General features: G+C 71.6%; 15 protein-coding genes, 1 tRNA gene and 1 riboswitch. Of the genes, 13 read left to right on the forward strand and 3 right to left on the reverse strand.

Translation table 11 applies throughout. The features are described 5' to 3' along the window. Position 1 precedes the first annotated feature (1 nt). Positions 2-79: riboswitch (ZMP/ZTP riboswitch) on the forward strand. 50 nt (positions 80-129) lie between these two features. Both purH and ppk2 read left to right on the forward strand, forming a co-directional pair. Continuing rightward, positions 130-1,794 (forward strand): bifunctional phosphoribosylaminoimidazolecarboxamide formyltransferase/IMP cyclohydrolase, encoded by a 1,665-nt coding sequence (gene purH / locus CXH06_RS03315; RefSeq protein ID WP_114853723.1) that lies wholly within the window; start codon positions 130-132, stop codon positions 1,792-1,794. A gap of 164 nt (positions 1,795-1,958) precedes the next feature. Next, positions 1,959-2,864 carry a polyphosphate kinase 2 gene (gene ppk2 / locus CXH06_RS03320; protein WP_114853724.1) on the forward strand — a complete coding sequence of 302 codons (906 nt, stop codon included), beginning with the start codon at positions 1,959-1,961 and terminating at the stop codon, positions 2,862-2,864. Between the two features lie 30 nt (positions 2,865-2,894). On the opposite strand, the gene CXH06_RS03325 is transcribed toward ppk2, so the two are convergent. Beyond that, complete coding sequence (locus tag CXH06_RS03325) at positions 2,895-4,436, reverse strand: aspartate ammonia-lyase (protein ID WP_114853831.1); 1,542 nt, start codon at positions 4,434-4,436, stop codon at positions 2,895-2,897. 93 nt (positions 4,437-4,529) lie between these two features. Here CXH06_RS03325 and CXH06_RS03330 point away from each other — a divergent pair, with 93 nt between their 5' ends. The 4 genes from CXH06_RS03330 to galK all read left to right on the forward strand — a co-directional run bounded on the left by CXH06_RS03330 (position 4,530) and on the right by galK (position 8,792). Next, positions 4,530-4,820: a DUF3017 domain-containing protein gene (locus tag CXH06_RS03330; RefSeq protein WP_114853725.1), complete on the forward strand. Its 291-nt coding sequence runs from the start codon at positions 4,530-4,532 to the stop codon at positions 4,818-4,820. 69 nt (positions 4,821-4,889) lie between these two features. Continuing rightward, on the forward strand, positions 4,890-6,386 hold the full coding sequence (locus tag CXH06_RS03335; RefSeq protein ID WP_114853726.1) for a threonine/serine exporter ThrE family protein: 1,497 nt from the start codon (positions 4,890-4,892) through the stop codon (positions 6,384-6,386). Continuing rightward, positions 6,383-7,462: a beta-propeller fold lactonase family protein gene (locus tag CXH06_RS03340; protein ID WP_114853727.1), complete on the forward strand. Its 1,080-nt coding sequence runs from the start codon at positions 6,383-6,385 to the stop codon at positions 7,460-7,462. Before CXH06_RS03335 ends, CXH06_RS03340 begins: the two co-directional genes overlap by 4 nt. A 109-nt stretch (positions 7,463-7,571) precedes the next feature. Next, the gene (gene galK / locus CXH06_RS03345; protein WP_114853728.1) at positions 7,572-8,792 is read left to right on the forward strand and encodes a galactokinase; all 1,221 of its coding nucleotides are present in this window, start codon (positions 7,572-7,574) and stop codon (positions 8,790-8,792) included. 45 nt (positions 8,793-8,837) lie between these two features. Here the strand turns inward: galK and CXH06_RS03350 are convergent, their stop codons facing one another. After that, positions 8,838-9,890 (reverse strand): adenosine deaminase, encoded by a 1,053-nt coding sequence (locus CXH06_RS03350; RefSeq protein ID WP_114853729.1) that lies wholly within the window; start codon positions 9,888-9,890, stop codon positions 8,838-8,840. 16 nt (positions 9,891-9,906) lie between these two features. Continuing rightward, a complete protein-coding gene (locus CXH06_RS03355) occupies positions 9,907-11,157 on the reverse strand; it encodes a pyridoxal phosphate-dependent aminotransferase (protein ID WP_114853730.1) in 1,251 nt (416 codons plus the stop codon). A 266-nt stretch (positions 11,158-11,423) separates the two neighbouring features. Here CXH06_RS03355 and CXH06_RS03360 point away from each other — a divergent pair. From CXH06_RS03360 to rplL, 7 genes are all read left to right on the forward strand, one after another. Beyond that, positions 11,424-11,496, forward strand: a tRNA-Trp gene (locus CXH06_RS03360). 33 nt (positions 11,497-11,529) lie between these two features. Further along, positions 11,530-11,826 (forward strand): preprotein translocase subunit SecE, encoded by a 297-nt coding sequence (gene secE, locus CXH06_RS03365; RefSeq protein WP_369832966.1) that lies wholly within the window; start codon positions 11,530-11,532, stop codon positions 11,824-11,826. 76 nt (positions 11,827-11,902) lie between these two features. Next, positions 11,903-12,766: a transcription termination/antitermination protein NusG gene (nusG, locus tag CXH06_RS03370; protein ID WP_114853731.1), complete on the forward strand. Its 864-nt coding sequence runs from the start codon at positions 11,903-11,905 to the stop codon at positions 12,764-12,766. Between the two features lie 178 nt (positions 12,767-12,944). Continuing rightward, complete coding sequence (rplK, locus tag CXH06_RS03375; protein ID WP_114853732.1) at positions 12,945-13,376, forward strand: 50S ribosomal protein L11; 432 nt, start codon at positions 12,945-12,947, stop codon at positions 13,374-13,376. Between the two features lie 5 nt (positions 13,377-13,381). Further along, positions 13,382-14,101: a 50S ribosomal protein L1 gene (gene rplA / locus CXH06_RS03380; RefSeq protein WP_114853733.1), complete on the forward strand. Its 720-nt coding sequence runs from the start codon at positions 13,382-13,384 to the stop codon at positions 14,099-14,101. Positions 14,102-14,512: 411 nt separating this feature from the next. Further along, a complete protein-coding gene (rplJ, locus tag CXH06_RS03385; protein WP_114853734.1) occupies positions 14,513-15,028 on the forward strand; it encodes a 50S ribosomal protein L10 in 516 nt (171 codons plus the stop codon). Between the two features lie 146 nt (positions 15,029-15,174). Continuing rightward, positions 15,175-15,564, forward strand: coding sequence for a 50S ribosomal protein L7/L12 (rplL, locus tag CXH06_RS03390; RefSeq protein ID WP_114853735.1), 390 nt, complete (start codon positions 15,175-15,177; stop codon positions 15,562-15,564). The last annotated feature ends 332 nt before the right edge of the window (positions 15,565-15,896 follow it).

The following is a 15,896-nucleotide window of genomic DNA, read 5'->3' on the forward strand; positions in this document are numbered from 1 at the left end:
TCTGGTGCCACACGACTGGCGAAGGTGGGGGACCACCGGGGAGTGACGTCCGTGGGCATCGACCGCCTGGGTGCCCGCCCGCAGGGAACAGATCCGCCACCCGAACAGATCCGAACAGGAGCACGCCACGTGACCACCGCACAGCGCCGCCCGATCCGCCGAGCCCTCCTCTCCGTCTTCGACAAGTCCGGCATCGTCGACCTCGCCCGCACCCTCGCCGAGAACGGCGTGGAGATCGTCTCCACCGGGTCCACCGGGTCCACGATCCGCGAGGCCGGCGTGGCCGTCACCGACGTCGAGTCCGTCACCGGCTTCCCCGAGATGCTCGACGGCCGTGTCAAGACCCTCCACCCCCGCGTCCACGCCGGGATCCTCGCCGACTCCCGCCTCGAGGCGCACCGCGAGCAGCTCGCCGCGCAGGACATCGAGCCCTTCGACCTGGTGGTCGTGAACCTCTACCCCTTCGCCGGTACCGTCGCCGCAGGCGGCACCTTCGAGGAGATCATCGAGAAGATCGACATCGGCGGACCCTCGATGGTGCGCGGCGCCGCGAAGAACTTCGCCACCGTCGCCGTGGTCGTGGATCCCGAGGACTACCGCACCGCCGCCGAGGCCGCGGCCCGCGGCGGCTTCACCCTCGCCGAGCGCCAGGAGCTCGCGACCGTCGCCTTCACCCGCACCGCCGAGTACGACGAGGCGATCAGCGACTGGATGCTCGAGCAGCTCGAGGCGCCGGAGACCGACGGCGCGCAGGACGCTCTCGAGGCGTCGCTCGAGGACGAGGAGGAGATCAGCATCCTGGACCTCTCGGACCAGGACGCCGCCGAGCTCGGCATCACCGCCACCCTCCGCTACGGCGAGAACCCGCACCAGCGGGCCCGCCTCGCCGTCACCGACGACGACGCCCCCGGCCTCGCCGGCGCCGAGCAGCTCGGCGGCAAGGAGATGAGCTACAACAACTACGTCGACGCCGATGCCGCGGCGCGCGCCGCCTTCGACCACACGCTGCCCTGCGTCGCCGTGGTCAAGCACAACAACCCCTGCGGCATCGCGTCCACGGGTGAGGACGAGGACATCGCCCGCGCCCACGCCCTCGCCCACGGCACCGACCCGGTCAGCGCCTACGGCGGCGTGATCGCGACCAACCGCACGGTCACCCTCGCCATGGCCCAGCAGGTCAAGCCGATCTTCACCGAGGTCATCCTGGCCCCGGGCTACGAGGACGAGGCCCTCGAGCTGCTGCGCACCAAGAAGAACCTGCGCATCCTGCGCCTGCAGGGCGAGTACGACCGGCCGGTCGAGATGCGCGAGATCTGGGGCGGCATGCTCCTGCAGGACGGCGACGCCGTGGACGCCGAGGGCGACGACCCCTCGCAGTGGACCCTCGCCGCCGGAGAGGCCGCCGACGAGGCGACCCTCGCCGATCTCGACTTCGCCTGGCGCTCGGTGCGGGCGGTGAAGTCCAACGCGATCCTGCTCGCCTCCGGTGGCGCCGCCGTCGGCATCGGCATGGGCCAGGTCAACCGCCTGGACTCCTGCCGCCTGGCCGTCTCCCGTGCGAACACCCTCGGCGAGCACGCCGAGGGGGAGAGCGCCCCGGAGCGGGCACGCGGCGCGGTCGCCGCCTCGGACGCGTTCTTCCCCTTCGCCGACGGCGCGCAGATCCTGCTCGACGCCGGGGTGCGGGCGATCGTCCAGCCCGGCGGCTCGATCCGGGACCAGGAGGTCGTCGAGGCCTGCCGCGCCGCGGGCGTGACGATGTACCTCACCGGCACCCGCCACTTCTCCCACTGATCCCCGGGGCTCCCGCCCCCCCGCGTGACGCCCCGTCCGGCCCGTCCGGACGGGGCGTCCGGGCACCGCGGAACGGAGCCCGGAGGCGTCCGGGAGCTGTTCACCTGCGCGACATGCTCGACCTCTAGAGTTGTCGCAGACACCAGCATGATGAAGGAGCGGCCGTGAAGATCCCCGACAACCAGAGCCTGCGCGAGTACATCGAGCATCTGCGTGAAGAGGGGTACTCGGTCGCGGACGGCCACACCCCGGATCCCGATCTCATCGATCCGCGCGGCAATCCGGTCTACACCTGGCAGGAGGGGTACCCGTACGAGACGCGCATGGATCGCGAGGAGTACGAGCTCGAGAAGTACCGCCTCCAGGTGGAGCTGCTGAAGTACCAGTACTGGCTCGAGGACAACGACCAGAAGTCGATCATCATCTTCGAGGGGCGGGACGCGGCCGGCAAGGGCGGCACCATCAAGCGCTTCACCGAGCACCTCAACCCCCGCACCGCACGGGTGGTCGCGCTGAACAAGCCCAGCGACCGCGAGCGCGGCCAGTGGTACTTCCAGCGCTACATCCAGCACCTCCCCACCGAGGGCGAGATGGTGCTCTTCGACCGGTCCTGGTACAACCGCGCCGGCGTCGAGCGCGTGATGGGCTTCGCGACCCCCGAGGAGTACGAGACCTTCATGACCCAGGTGCCGCACTTCGAGCGGATGCTCGTCGACTCCGGCATCCACGTCACGAAGTTCTGGTTCTCCGTCTCCCAGAAGGAGCAGCGCACGCGCTTCGCGATCCGCCAGCTGGATCCGGTGCGGCGCTGGAAGCTCTCCCCGATGGACCTGGAGTCCCTGGACCGCTGGGAGGCGTACACGCAGGCCAAGGAGGAGATGTTCCGCCGCACGGACAAGAAGTACGCGCCGTGGACCATCATCCGCTCCAACGACAAGAAGCGCGCCCGGCTGAACGCGATGCGCTACTTCCTCTCCCAGTTCGAGTACGAGGACAAGGACCACGAGGTCGTCGGCACCCCGGACCCGAAGCTCGTCATGCGCGGCAAGCAGGAGGAGGCCGACGAGTGAGCTGAGCGCCCGCCTCCTGCACCCGCGCGCTCAGAAGTCCGGGCGCTCGGCCCGCGGCAGCGCGACCTCACCGGAGTCCGGCTCCTCGATCCCCGGCACGGCGTCCTCCGACCCCTCCGCCACCGGCTGCGCCGGGATGGTGCCGGTCGTGGTGGCGCGGAAGGGGGCGGTCATCGCAGCGGGGGAGAGGAGTCCCGCCAGGCGCTCCTCGTCGACCAGGCCGCGCTCGAGCACCAGATCGGCGACCGGCCGCCCCGAGGCCAGCGCGGACTCCGCCACATCGGTCGCGGCGGCATAGCCGATCACCGGCACCAGCGCCGTCACCACTCCGATCGAGCGGCGCAGATAGTCCTGCAGCACGTCCTCGTTGAGCGTGATCCCGGCGATGCAGCGGTCCGCCAGGGTGTTCATCGCTCGGGTCATGATCCGGGTGGATTCGAGGATGTTGAAGGCGATCACCGGTTCGAAGGGGTTCAGCTGCAGCTGTCCTCCCTCGGCCGCGAAGGTCACCGAGAGATCGTTGCCGATCACCTCGTAGGCCACCTGGTTGACGACCTCCGGGATCACCGGGTTCACCTTGCCGGGCATGATCGAGCTGCCCGGCTGCACGGCGGGGAGGTTGAGCTCGTGGAGCCCCGCGCGCGGACCCGAGGACAGCAGCCGCAGGTCGTTGCAGATCTTGGAGATCTTCACCGCGATCCGCTTGAGGATCCCCGAGAAGGTGACGAAGGCACCGGTGTCGCTCGTGGCCTCGACCAGGTCGTCCGCGACCACGAAGGGGATGCCGGTGAGCTCGGAGAGCTCCCCGGTGGCCATCACGGCGTAGCGCGGGTCCGAGGTGATGCCGGTGCCGATCGCCGTGGCGCCCAGGTTGACCTCCTGGAAGAGGGTGGCGGTGCGGGTCAGCCGGGTCACGTCCTCCTCGATGGTGGTGGCCCAGCCGTGGAACTCCTGGCCCACCGTCATCGGCACCGCGTCCTGCATCTGGGTGCGGCCCATCTTCAGCACGGCGGAGAACTCCTCGCCCTTGCCCCGCAGGGTCGTGATGAGGTGATCCATCGCCTCGGCCAGCGCCGGGAAGCTCAGCATCATCGTCAGCCGGATCGCCGTGGGATAGACGTCGTTGGTGGACTGCCCCAGATTGACGTGGTTGTTGGGGTGGAGGTGGTCGTACTGCCCGCGCTCACGGCCCAGCAGCTCGAGCGCCCGGTTCGCGATCACCTCGTTGGCGTTCATGTTGGTGCTGGTCCCCGCGCCGCCCTGGATCATGTCGACCACGAAGTGCTCGTGCAGGGCACCGCCCACGATCTCCTCGCAGGCGCGGTCGATGGCGCCGGCCCGCTCCTCGTCCAGCGCCCCCAGGCGATGATTGGCGCGCGCCGCCGCGCGCTTCACCTGCGCGAGCGCCTCGATGAGGCGCGGGAAGTGGTGCAGCGGGACTCCGGTGATGTGGAAGTTCTCCTGCGCCCGCAGGGTCTGGATGCCGTAGTAGGCATCGGCGGGGACCTCGCGGTCGCCGAGCAGGTCGTGCTCGCGGCGCGTGGTGCCGGGGCTCGAGGCGGGACGGGTCATCGAGGTGTCCTCCATCGGTCGCGTCGACCGGCGGCGCTGCCGATCGGTGCCAGCGTAGCCGGGCCGGGACGGGGCGCGTCGTAGCATGGGGCGGTGAGCTCCTCCCGGTCCCCCTTCACCCTCGGCGCCGCGCTGCGGCGTCAGGCGGTGCTGACCGCGTCCCTCGTGGCCACCGGCGCGATCGTGGTGGTCGGGGTGGTGATCTCCGCGCCGCTGGCGGGTCTGCTGCTGGCGAGCCTGCTGGGCGTGCTCGCGCTGCTGCGCGCCGTGCTGCCGGTCCGGGTCGTCGGCGCTCTCGCGGTGCGCACGCGGGGCCTCGACGTGGCCGTGCTGGTGCTCCTGGCCGTGGGCATCGGAGTGCTCTCCGGCTCGCCCAACCTCTAGGCGCGCCCCCGCGGAACACGTTCCGCGCCGCATTGTTCTCCCCGGTCACCGGTGTGGGACGATCGGTCCGTGCCCACCGATTCCGTTCGGCTCCATGCCGTCTTCGACCTCGCCATGAGGATCGGCGAGGGGCTGCTCACCAACGGGGCGGCCGCCTCCGAGGTCACCGCGACCGTCCTGCGGGTGACGAGCTCCTCCGGCCTGCGCAACGTGTCCGTCCAGGTCACCTTCGACGAGGTGACGATCTCCTATCTGCCCGACGAGCTGGGCACCCCGTTCACCCGGGTCCGCTCCGTGGGCGCGCGGGTGCAGGACTTCGCCCGGCTCGCGGCCTACGAGGACGTCTCGCACCAGTACCTCTCGGGAGAGCTGCCGCTCGAGGAGGCCCGTCATCGCGCGGCCTCGATCCCGCAGGCTCCGCCCCGCTACCGCCTGCCGCTGGTGGTCGGGGGCTTCGCCGTGATGGGCGGGGCCGCCGCGCTCAGCTTCGGCGCCGGCGCGCTCGTGGTGCTCGCCGCGACCCTCTCGGCCGCGCTGCTCATCGCCCTGAGCGAGGCCCTGGCCCGCCGGAACATCCCTCCCTTCTACGCGCAGGCCCTCGGGGGCTTCGTCGCCGTCGGCGGCGCGGTGATCGTGGCGCTGATCGACCCCAGCCAGAACCCCTCGATCGTGGTGGTCTCCTGCATCATCGTGCAGCTCGCGGGCCTGTCCTCGATCAGCGCGGTGCAGGATGCCGTCACCGGCTGGTACGTGACCGCCGCAGGACGCATCCTCGAGGCGCTCATGCTCACCGTCGGCCTCGTGGCCGGGGTGCGGGGCGGCCTGCTGCTGGCGGACGTCCTCGGCGCGGACATCTCCGTGACCGCCGCGATGCCGGTCACCCTGACCACGGTGCTCGCGGTGATCGTCGCCGGGCTGGGGATGGGGCTCGGCTACGGGGTGGGCACCCAGGTCCCGGGCCGGCTGCTGCTGGCCGGGAGCCTGGTCGCCGCGGGCTCCGGGGTGATCGCGCACGTGCTCTCGGGCCTGCTGCTGGACCGGTCCTTCGCCGCCGGCGTCGCCGCCTTCGTCACGGGACTGGTCGCCACGGCGCTCGGCGACCGGCTGCGGGCCCCGGCGCTCGCCTTCGTGATGTGCGGCGTCATCCCGCTGGTCCCCGGCTCGCGCATCTACCGGGGCCTGCTGGGACTGGACGACGAGATCACCGTGGGCCTGTCCGAGCTGATGGGCGCCGTGGAGATCGCGGTGGCGATCGCCGCCGGCGTGGTGCTCGGGCAGCTGCTCTCCTCGCGGATCATGCCGTACTTCCGCCGCAGCGGCATCGCCTACACCCCGGCGATCTCCACGCCGTTCACGACCCTGCGTCGCCGGCGGCTCTCCCTCGGGTCCCGCCGCCAGCGGCGTCGTCGCGGCACGGCGATCGTCGAGCCGTCTACGATGACCGAAGAGATGACAGCGCTGTCGCCCGCGATGTTCGAGGACACGGATCTGCTCGAGATCCTGGAGCCGCCCGCGGACCTCGAGGACACCTCGGGACGGCGCCCCGACCCGGAGGAGACCCCATGACCACGTCGTCCCTGATCGCCCTCGGCAGCTATTCGCGCAGCGGATCCGGCCGGGGAGCGGGCCTCGAGCTCCTGCGTCTGAGCACGGGGGCGGGGACGACCGATGCCCCGATCGTGGAGCGATGCGCCGCGGTGGACCTCCCGGACCCCTCCTTCGTGGCCTGGAGCCTCGACGGGACCCTGCTGTACGCGGTGCTCGAGACGGACCCCACGCGCGTGGTCGCGGTGCGCGTCGCCGAGGACGGGGCGCACGCCGAGGTGGTCGCCGATCTGGCCCTGACTGGCTCCGGCGGCTGCCACCTCGCCCTCGGGCCGGACCCCAGCACCCTCCTGGTGGCCCAGTACGGCTCCGGCTCGCTGGTCACGGTGCGCCTGGACGCCGACGGCCTGCCCGTGCGGCAGATCGACCTCGACGACCATCGCGACCATCACGACCGGGCCGAGGGCGCCGCCCCGCACCCGCACCAGGTGGTGACGCTCCCCGGCACCGGGATCCTCGCGGTCCCCGATCTCGGGCTGGACCGCGTGCTCCTCTACCGCCAGGACAATGCCGGGGAGGCCGGACTGGTGGGGGAGATCCCGCTCAGCCGCGGCAGCGGCCCGCGGCACCTCGCCGCGGACCACGAGTCCGAGCAGCTGCACATCTCCTGCGAGCTCTCCGGAATGGTGGCCACGGCGGTGCGCGGTGCCGCGGACCCGGAGCCGGCGGCCCCCGAGATCCTGCAGGGGGCCTCCCATCGCTGGAGCGTGCGCTCGATGATCCCGGCCAGCGGACGGGAGGGCTCCAACGCGCTCTCCCACCTGGAGCTCGCGGCCGACGAGTCCGTGCTGCTGGTCGCCAACCGCGGGCCGGACACCCTCTCCCTGCTCTCCCTGGCGGGGATGCGCCCGGAGCGGGTGGCGGAGATCGCGGTGGGCGCTCATCCGCGGCACTTCACCCAGCTCGGGGACCTGGTGCTGGTGGCGGCGCAGGAGAGCGACCGGATCGACGTGCTGCGCCGGCGGGGCGAGGAGCTCTCCGTCGCCGCGGAGCCCATCGCCGCGCCCTCCGCGGCGTGCCTGGCCGTGCGCCCCTGAGACACCGACCGGTCCGCCGACGGACCGAGGACTAGACTCGCCCTCGCTGTGCCGGGAGCCGACGCGCGTCGTGCGGCCCGGCCCTCACCCGCCCTGGAAGGAAACACCCATGTCCCCAGCCGCCGACCCTGCGACCGTGCTGTCCGCCGCGCCCGAGCGCTCCGCGGCCGCCGAGCGCGCCGAGACCCTCTTCACGGAGTCCTTCGGCTATGCGCCCGACGGAGTGTGGTCCGCGCCCGGACGGGTGAACATCATCGGCGAGCACGTCGACTACCAGGACGGGCTCTGCCTGCCCATGGCGATCTCGCATCGCTGCTTCGCGGCCGCCGCGCGCACGCCCACCGACCGCCTGCGCGTGCGCTCGGCCCAGAGCGAGGTCGTGCTGGACATCGACGCCCGCGAGCTCGCCCCGGGGGCCGTCGACGGGTGGCCTTCCTATGTGGCCGGCGTGCTGTGGGCGCTGCGTTCCTACATCTCCGGGGCCTCGACCCTCGGGATGGACATCATGATCGACGGGCAGGTGCCGCTGGGCGCGGGCCTGTCCAGCTCCGCGGCCCTGGAATGCGCGACCGCCGAGGCTATCGAGGCGCTGCTGTCGCTGGGCACCGGCCCGCTGGACCGGGTGCGGGCCGCGATCACCGCGGAGACCGAGTTCGCCGGCGCCTCCACGGGCGGTCTGGACCAGTCCGCCTCCGTGCTCTCGCGCGAGGGCCACGCCCTGTTCCTGGACTGCCGCGACCTCTCCACCCGACCGGTGCCGTGGGACCTCGCCGCGCAGGGCCTGGCCCTGCTGATCACCGACACCCGGGCCGAGCACTCCCACGTGGACGGCGAGTACACCGCGCGCCGTGCGGACAGCGAGCGCGCCGCCGAGCTGCTGGGCGTGCCCACCCTGCGCGACGCTGGGGGAGAGGACCTCGAGGCGCAGCTGGCGCGGATCGACGACGAGGTGGTGCGCCGGCGTACGCGCCACGTGCTCACCGAGATCCGGCGGGTCGAGGAGTTCGACGCGCTGCTGGGCGCCGGCACGGTGCGCGAGCACGTCGCCGGGCTCGGCGCCCTGCTCGACGCCTCCCACGACTCCCTGCGCGACGACTACGAGGTCACCGTCCCCGCGCTCGATGCCGCGGTCGATGCCGCCCGGGCCGCCGGTGCCCACGGGGCCCGGATGACCGGCGGCGGCTTCGGCGGCTCGACCATCGCCCTGGTCGAGGCGGATCAGGCGCAGTCCGTCGCCGGGGCGATCGCGCAGGAGTTCTCCGCGCGGGGCTTCGGTGCGCCGGAGTTCTTCCTCGCCCTGCCCTCGGAGGGGGCCGGTCAGGACCGCTGAGCCCTCGGGCTCGCCCTCACATCGAGGTCTGCCGTGCTCGGGTGATCAGCTGCCGACGTGGCCCTCGTTGGCCGGCGGCGGGGCCGCGAGCCACGCTCGCACCCCGGCCAGCAGGCGCTCGGCGATCTCGTCGGGGGCGGAGGAGATCCGGATCGAGGAGGCGGCGAGCTCCGCGAGCTCGGCGTCGTCGAAGCCCATGCGCCGTGCGGTCCCGTACTGATCCAGCAGGCGCGAGCTGAACAGCAGCGGGTCGTCGGCACCCAGGGCGACCTGGGCGCCGGCCTCGACCAGCGGCCGCAACGGCACCTGCTCCGCGGTCCCGACCACGCCGAGCGAGGCGTTCGAGGCCGGGCACACCTCGAGCCCGATCCCGGCCTCGACGATCCGCTCCAGCAGCGCGGGATCCTCCGCCGCCCGCACCCCGTGCCCCAGCCGGTCGGGCGCGAGATGGTCGACCACCTCGCGGACGTGATCGGGCCCCAGCAGCTCCCCGCCGTGGGGGACGGAGGCCAGGCCCGCGTCCCGCGCGATCCGGAAGGCCGGGGCGAACTCCTCGGTGAGACCGCGTCGCTCGTCGTTGGAGAGGCCGAAGCCGATCACGGCCCCGGCGTGCCGGGCCGCCAGGCGCGCGAGCGTCCGGGCGTCCATCGGATGCCGGGTCCGGGAGGCGGCGACGACGATCCCCACGCTCACGCCGAACTCCCGCCCGGCGGACGCGGCCTCGTCCAGCACGATCTCGAGCGCCGGGGTCAGACCGCCCACGAAGGGGGCGTAGCTGGTGGGGTCCACCTGCAACTCGAGCCGGCCCGAGCCCTCGGCGGCGTCGTCCTCCACCGCCTCCCGGAGGATCCGCCGCATCGCCTGCTCGGAGTCGACCACCGCGCGGGCGGTGTCGTACTGCCGCTGGAAGCGGAACCAGCCCCGATGGGTCGGCTCGACCTGCAGGGCGATGTCGTCGGTGAGCGAGCGGGGGAGGCGGATGCCTCGCTCCGCGGCCAGCTCCCACAGCGTGGCCGGACGCATCGACCCCGTGAAGTGCAGGTGCAGGTGGGCCTTGGGCAGCTGCGCGAGGTCACGGCCCGTGCCGGAGGCGGTCATCGTGCGCCGTCCGCGGTCACTCGGACAGCAGCGCGATGACCCGGTCGATGCCCTCGGTGATGTCGTCGTCGTTGAGGGCGTAGGAGAAGCGCAGGTGCCCGGGGGCGCCGAAGGCCTCGCCGGGGACGGCGGCGACCTCCGCCTCCTCCAGGATCACGGTGGCCAGATCGGTCGAGGTGGCGACCTGCTTGCCACGGATCTCCCGGCCCAGCGCTCCGGAGACGTCCGGGAACACGTAGAACGCGCCGGTGGGGGTGGGCACGGTGAAGCCCGGCACCTCGGAGAGCTTCGCGACGATCAGCCGACGGCGGCGGTCGAAGGCCTCGCGCATCTGCTCGACGGGCTCGGTGGGACCGGTGACCGCCGCGAGGGCGGCGTGCTGGGCGATGTTGTTGACGTGGGAGGTGAGATGCGACTGCAGGTTGGTCGTCGCCTTGATGACGTCGACCGGGCCCACCATCCAGCCCACGCGCCAGCCGGTCATCGCGAAGGACTTCGCCACGCCGCCCAGCAGGACCGTGGTCTCGGCGAGCTCGGGAACGGCCCGCAGGACCGAGGTGAAGGGGACGCCGTCGTAGGTGAGGGAGTGGTAGATCTCGTCGGTGATCACCCAGAGTCCGTGCTCGAGCGCCCAGCGCCCGATCTCCTCGATCTGCTCCGGGGCCAGGACGGCGCCGGTGGGGTTCGAGGGGGAGCAGAGCACCAGCGCGCGGGTGCGTTCGGTGCGGGCCGCCTCGAGCTGGGCGACGGCCGGGAGGTATCCCTGGTCGGCGCCCGCCAGCACGGGGACCTCGGTCGCGCCGGCCTGCCGGATCGCCTCGGGGTACGTGGTCCAGTACGGGGCGGGCAGCAGCACCTCGTCGCCCGGGTCCAGCAGGGTCGCGAAGGTCTGGAAGACCGCCTGCTTGCCGCCGTTGGTGACGAGGACCTGCGCCGGCTCGATGCTCAGCCCGGTGGTCCCGGAGAACGCCTCGGCCAGCGCCTGGCGCAGCTCCGGCAGCCCCGGGGTCGCGGAGTAGCGGTGGTTGCGGGGATCCTGCGCGGCCTCGACGGCGGCGTCCACGATGTGCTGAGGGGTCGGGAAGTCCGGCTCGCCGGCGCCGAAGCCGATGACGGGTCGACCGGCCGCCTTCAGCGCCTTCGCGGTGGCATCGACGGCGAGGGTCGCCGAGGGCTCGATCGCCCCGATGCGCTGCGAGATGCGGGCACGCCCGGAGGAGAGGGGGGCGGGACGGGGGCTGCGGGGGGTGGCGTCGTCGGTACTCACCCGCCTATGGTGACAGAGCTCTCCGCCTCGTGCCAGGCAGAACGCTCCTCGGACAGGAGTGGTCCCACGGCCCGGCCGGGCGGCGGGAGCGCAGGCCGTGAGGGTCGGCGGAGCCGGGCGGGCCGAGCCCGGGAGGCGGCGGTGATGTGATCTGACGCCTCTCGATTCGCCCCAGGTCCCCGCGGCTTGTATGCTGGTCGCTGGTCAGAAGCTCGGCCGTCCTCCGGGGCGGTCCGGCGAGACCGGACGAGGGTCGTCCCTCGTGAAGGGCAGTGGCGCAATTGGTAGCGCAGCGGTCTCCAAAACCGCAGGTTGCAGGTTCGAGCCCTGTCTGCCCTGCCGATCCGGCCGGGGTCACCCGGCCGGATGCGGATGACCTCGACGAGATCGGACAGCCTCCCCGTGAACTCCAGCCAGAACGCCCCGTCGTCGCCCACCCGCGGCGGCGACCAGGGCTCCGGGTCCTCGAACCCGTTCCTGGCCATCGGTCTGTTCGTGCGCCAGGTCATCGCAGAGCTCAGGAAGGTCGTGGTCCCGACCCGTCGGGAGCTGCTCCTGTACTCGGTCACGGTCCTGCTGTTCGTCATCGTCATGATCCTGCTGATCTTCGGCCTCGACGCCGTGTTCAGCTGGCTCGCCCGGATCGCGTTCACGGTCCCCGACGTGTGAGTCCGAGCCCGGCCCGTCCCGCAGACTGCACCGTGACCGTACAGACCCACGCCGCCAGGAAGGCAGGTTCCCGCCGATGAGCGATCAGACCTCCACCCCCGAAGACGCCTACCCGGACGTCGACGACTCGCTGTCGTTCTCCGCGTCCCCGCAGTCCGAGGCCGCCCCGGTCCAGGACGAGGAGCTCGACGCCGCCGCGCCGGAGCAGGAGCTCGAGCAGGAGGCCGCCGAGGACGAGGTCCCCGCCGACGACGAGGCCGCCGACGAGGAGTCGACCGCCGAGGACGAGGCCCCCGAGGCCGCTCCGTCCGCGCCCGAGGAGGAGCCGGAGTCCGATCCGGTCGCCGATCTCAAGCTCCACCTCCGCTCCGCCCTCGGCGAGTGGTACGTCGTCCACTCCTACTCCGGTCACGAGAACCGCGTGAAGTCCCAGCTGGCCACGCGCACCGAGACCATGGACATGGAGGACTACATCTTCGAGGTCCAGGTCCCGATGGAGGACGCGACCGAGGTCAAGAACGGCCAGAAGAAGATCGTGCGGCGCGTGCGCGTGCCCGGCTACGTGCTGGTGCGCATGGACCTGACCACCGAGTCCTGGCGCGTGGTGCGCGACACCCCGGGTGTGACCGGCTTCGTCGGCAACGCCACCGACCCCACCCCGCTGTCCTTCGACGAGATCTTCTCGCTGCTCGCGCCGTCCGTCGGCCTGCCGGAGAAGAAGCGGTCCTCGGGCGGCTCCTCCGCCAAGTCCGCTCCCGCGCAGAAGGTCCCCGACTTCCACGTCGGCGAGTCCGTCACCGTCATGGACGGTCCGTTCGAGACGATGCCGGCCTCCATCTCCGAGATCCATGCGGAGTCCCAGAAGCTTCAGGTCCTGGTGTCCATCTTCGGACGCGAGACCCCGGTCGAGCTCGGCTTCGACCAGGTCGCCAAGATCTGAGCGGCGCGCGGCCTCGCGTCGCGCCAGTACGACCAGGATCACCTCTGATCCGGGTCGACGCCGCCGCGGCGCGCAGGTAGCGTCGCACCGGACCCCGCCGCCCCGCGCGGACGGGTCCGCATGTGGGAGGAGCGCATGATGAGCTCCGCCCGTACCACGACAGAACAGGAAGAGAGCAATGGCTCCCAAGAAGAAGATCACGAGCGTCATCAAGCTCCAGATCCAGGCCGGCCAGGCCACCCCTGCGCCGCCCGTGGGTCCCGCGCTCGGCGCCGCCGGCGTGAACATGATGGAGTTCGTCAAGGCCTACAACGATCGCACCGCCGATCAGCGGGGCAACATCATCCCGGTCGAGATCTCGGTCTACGAGGATCGCTCGTTCACCTTCATCACGAAGACTCCGCCGGCCGCTGAGCTCATCAAGAAGGCCGCCGGCCTCCAGAAGGGCTCCGCGACGCCGCACACCGACAAGGTGGGCACGATCACCCAGGCGCAGGTCCGCGAGATCGCGGAGACCAAGATGCCTGATCTGAACGCGAACGACATCGAGGCCGCGGCGAAGATCGTCGCCGGCACCGCTCGTTCCATGGGCATCACGGTGGAGGGCTGAGACAGATGGCATTCCGTAGCAAGGCTTACAAGGACGGCGCCGCCAAGATCGAGCAGGGGCGCACCTACTCCCCGCTGGACGCGCTGCGTCTGGCCCAGCAGTCCTCGCCGGCGAAGTTCGATGCCTCGGTCGAGGTCTCGATGCGCCTGGGCGTGGACCCCCGCAAGGCGGACCAGATGGTGCGCGGCACCGTCAACCTGCCCAACGGCACCGGCAAGAGCTCCCGCGTGATCGTCTTCGCGACCGGCGCGCAGGCCGACGCCGCTCTCGAGGCGGGCGCCGACGAGGTCGGCGACGACGACCTCATCGAGAAGGTCGCCGGCGGCTGGACCGACTTCGACGCGGCCGTGGCCACGCCGAACCTCATGGGCAAGGTGGGCAAGCTGGGCCGCGTGCTCGGCCCCCGCGGCCTCATGCCGAACCCCAAGACCGGCACCGTCACCATGGACACCGCCAAGGCCGTGTCCGACATCAAGGGCGGCAAGATCGAGTTCCGCACCGACCGTGCGGCCAACCTGCACTACATCGTCGGGAAGGTCTCCTTCACCGACCAGCAGCTGGTCGAGAACTACGTCGCGGCGCTGGACGAGATCCTGCGACTGAAGCCCTCCGCCTCGAAGGGCCGCTACATCACGAAGATCACCGTGTCCACCACCATGGGCCCGGGCATCCCGATCGACGTGAACCGCACGCGCAACCTCCTCGAGGACACCGACGAGGCCTGATCGGCCCCGCGACCACGCAGCGCCCCGCCCACCGTCCTGGTGGGCGGGGCGCTGCCGTTGCGCCCTACGCTGTACCCGTGCCCTCACTCCTCACCCTGCGCCGCAGCGACCTGCCCGCCGATGTGACGGAGACCGCCGTTCGCACCATGGCGCCGGCGACCTCGCCTGGGCTAGGCTGAGATCACCGAAGACCGCCGGTCGTCGCGCTCGACCCCGAGAGCGACCGAAGATCTCCCCATGGGGAGGGCCTGCGTAGGTGACGAAGCGACCCTCGCACGGTCGTGCCCCGTCCGGCGTCAGCCGGGTCCCTGGGGACGAGTGTGCGATCGAGGCCTCGACACCTGCGTGTCGAGGCCTTTCCTGTACCTGGATGTCCTCACCCGGCGGCGAGAGACCTCTGGAAGGAGGGCCATGGCGAACCCCGAAAAGGTGGACGCCGTCGCCGAGATCACGGAGCTGTTCCGTGCATCCGACGCCGCTGTCATCACCGAGTATCGCGGGCTCAGCGTGGGGGAGCTCCAGGAGCTCCGTCGCGCGCTGGGTTCCGAGACGACCTACGCCGTGGTGAAGAACACGCTCACGGAGATCGCCGCCCGCGAGGCCGGCATCGACGTGTTCGACGGCACGCTCAGCGGGCCGACCGCCATCGCCTTCATCAAGGGTGAGCCGGTGGAGCCTGCGAAGGCTCTGCGTGACTTCGCCAAGACCCACGACAGCCTCGTGGTCAAGTCCGGCTACTTCGAGGGCAAGCTGCTCTCGAAGGAGGACGTCCAGACGCTCGCGGACCTCGAGTCCCGCGAGGTCCTGCTGGCCAAGGCCGCCGGCGCCATGAAGGCGTCGATGTCCAAGGCCGCCGCAGTGTTTGCGGCGCCGCTGTCCAAGACGGCGCGCACCGTGGACGCGCTGCGGGCCAAGCAGGAGGCCTGAGCCTCACGGCTCTGTCCTGCTGCACCACAGCCTCAGCGCTGTCCCCCGTGGGCTCCGGCCGGAGCGCACGGATCGCATGACCTGGCGCGAATGCGCCGCCTGACACCGCAGGGACGCAGGTCCCACCAACAGGAAGGAACGCCACCATGGCGAAGCTCAGCAACGACGAGCTCATCGAAGCTTTCAAGGAGATGTCCCTCATCGAGCTCTCCGAGTTCGTGAAGCAGTTCGAGGATGTCTTCGACGTCACCGCCGCCGCCCCCGTGGCCGTCGCCGCCGCCGGTGGCGCCGGTGCCGGTGCCGAGGCCGAGCCCGAGGAGGAGAAGGATGAGTTCGACGTCATCCTCGAGTCCGCCGGCTCCGCCAAGATCGCCGTCATCAAGGAGGTGCGCGCCCTCACCTCGCTCGGTCTGAAGGAGGCGAAGGCGCTCGTCGACGAGGCCCCCAAGCCGGTCCTCGAGGCCGTCAAGAAGGACGACGCCGAGGCCGCCAAGGCGAAGCTCGAGGAGGCCGGCGCGACCATCTCCGTCAAGTGATCTCCGGCGCGCGCCGCGGCGCGCGCCTCACCTGACGGCAGTCGCACTGCCCCCGAAGGGCCGTCCCGCAGCAGCGGGGCGGCCCTTCTGCATGCCCGGACGCGGGCGGGGCCGCCGGGCTCGGACCCTTCGGCGCGGTGGGACGGCTCCTGACGTGGCGCGACACCCCGGCGCCACCCCCTCCCGCTTGACTCGCGGAACGGTTTCGTCCATTCTTTTTCCCGTACGGAGCTGTTCCTGCCGCGCGTCCCCGGTGTGAGTCCACCATCGGGGCGGTCGAGCCAGACGGGCAGGGAGCACCGGGAGAACCCCGCGCCAGGCATATAGCGGCC

Origin of the sequence: Brachybacterium sp. YJGR34, assembly GCF_003347015.1 — a bacterium.
Lineage (GTDB): Bacteria > Actinomycetota > Actinomycetes > Actinomycetales > Dermabacteraceae > Brachybacterium.

What these genes read in the sequence shown, in the direction of transcription:
- CXH06_RS03325 (WP_114853831.1), bottom strand. Translation starts at nt 4,436, where the DNA reads ATGACCCGTCCCGCCTCGAGCCCCGGCACCACGCGCCGCGAGCACGAC.
- CXH06_RS03340 (WP_114853727.1), top strand. Translation starts at nt 6,383, where the DNA reads ATGACCACGTCGTCCCTGATCGCCCTCGGCAGCTATTCGCGCAGCGGA.
- galK (WP_114853728.1), top strand. Translation starts at nt 7,572, where the DNA reads ATGTCCCCAGCCGCCGACCCTGCGACCGTGCTGTCCGCCGCGCCCGAG.
- CXH06_RS03350 (WP_114853729.1), bottom strand. Translation starts at nt 9,890, where the DNA reads ATGACCGCCTCCGGCACGGGCCGTGACCTCGCGCAGCTGCCCAAGGCC.
- secE (WP_369832966.1), top strand. Translation starts at nt 11,530, where the DNA reads ATGACCTCGACGAGATCGGACAGCCTCCCCGTGAACTCCAGCCAGAAC.
- nusG (WP_114853731.1), top strand. Translation starts at nt 11,903, where the DNA reads ATGAGCGATCAGACCTCCACCCCCGAAGACGCCTACCCGGACGTCGAC.
- rplK (WP_114853732.1), top strand. Translation starts at nt 12,945, where the DNA reads ATGGCTCCCAAGAAGAAGATCACGAGCGTCATCAAGCTCCAGATCCAG.
- rplA (WP_114853733.1), top strand. Translation starts at nt 13,382, where the DNA reads ATGGCATTCCGTAGCAAGGCTTACAAGGACGGCGCCGCCAAGATCGAG.
- rplJ (WP_114853734.1), top strand. Translation starts at nt 14,513, where the DNA reads ATGGCGAACCCCGAAAAGGTGGACGCCGTCGCCGAGATCACGGAGCTG.
- rplL (WP_114853735.1), top strand. Translation starts at nt 15,175, where the DNA reads ATGGCGAAGCTCAGCAACGACGAGCTCATCGAAGCTTTCAAGGAGATG.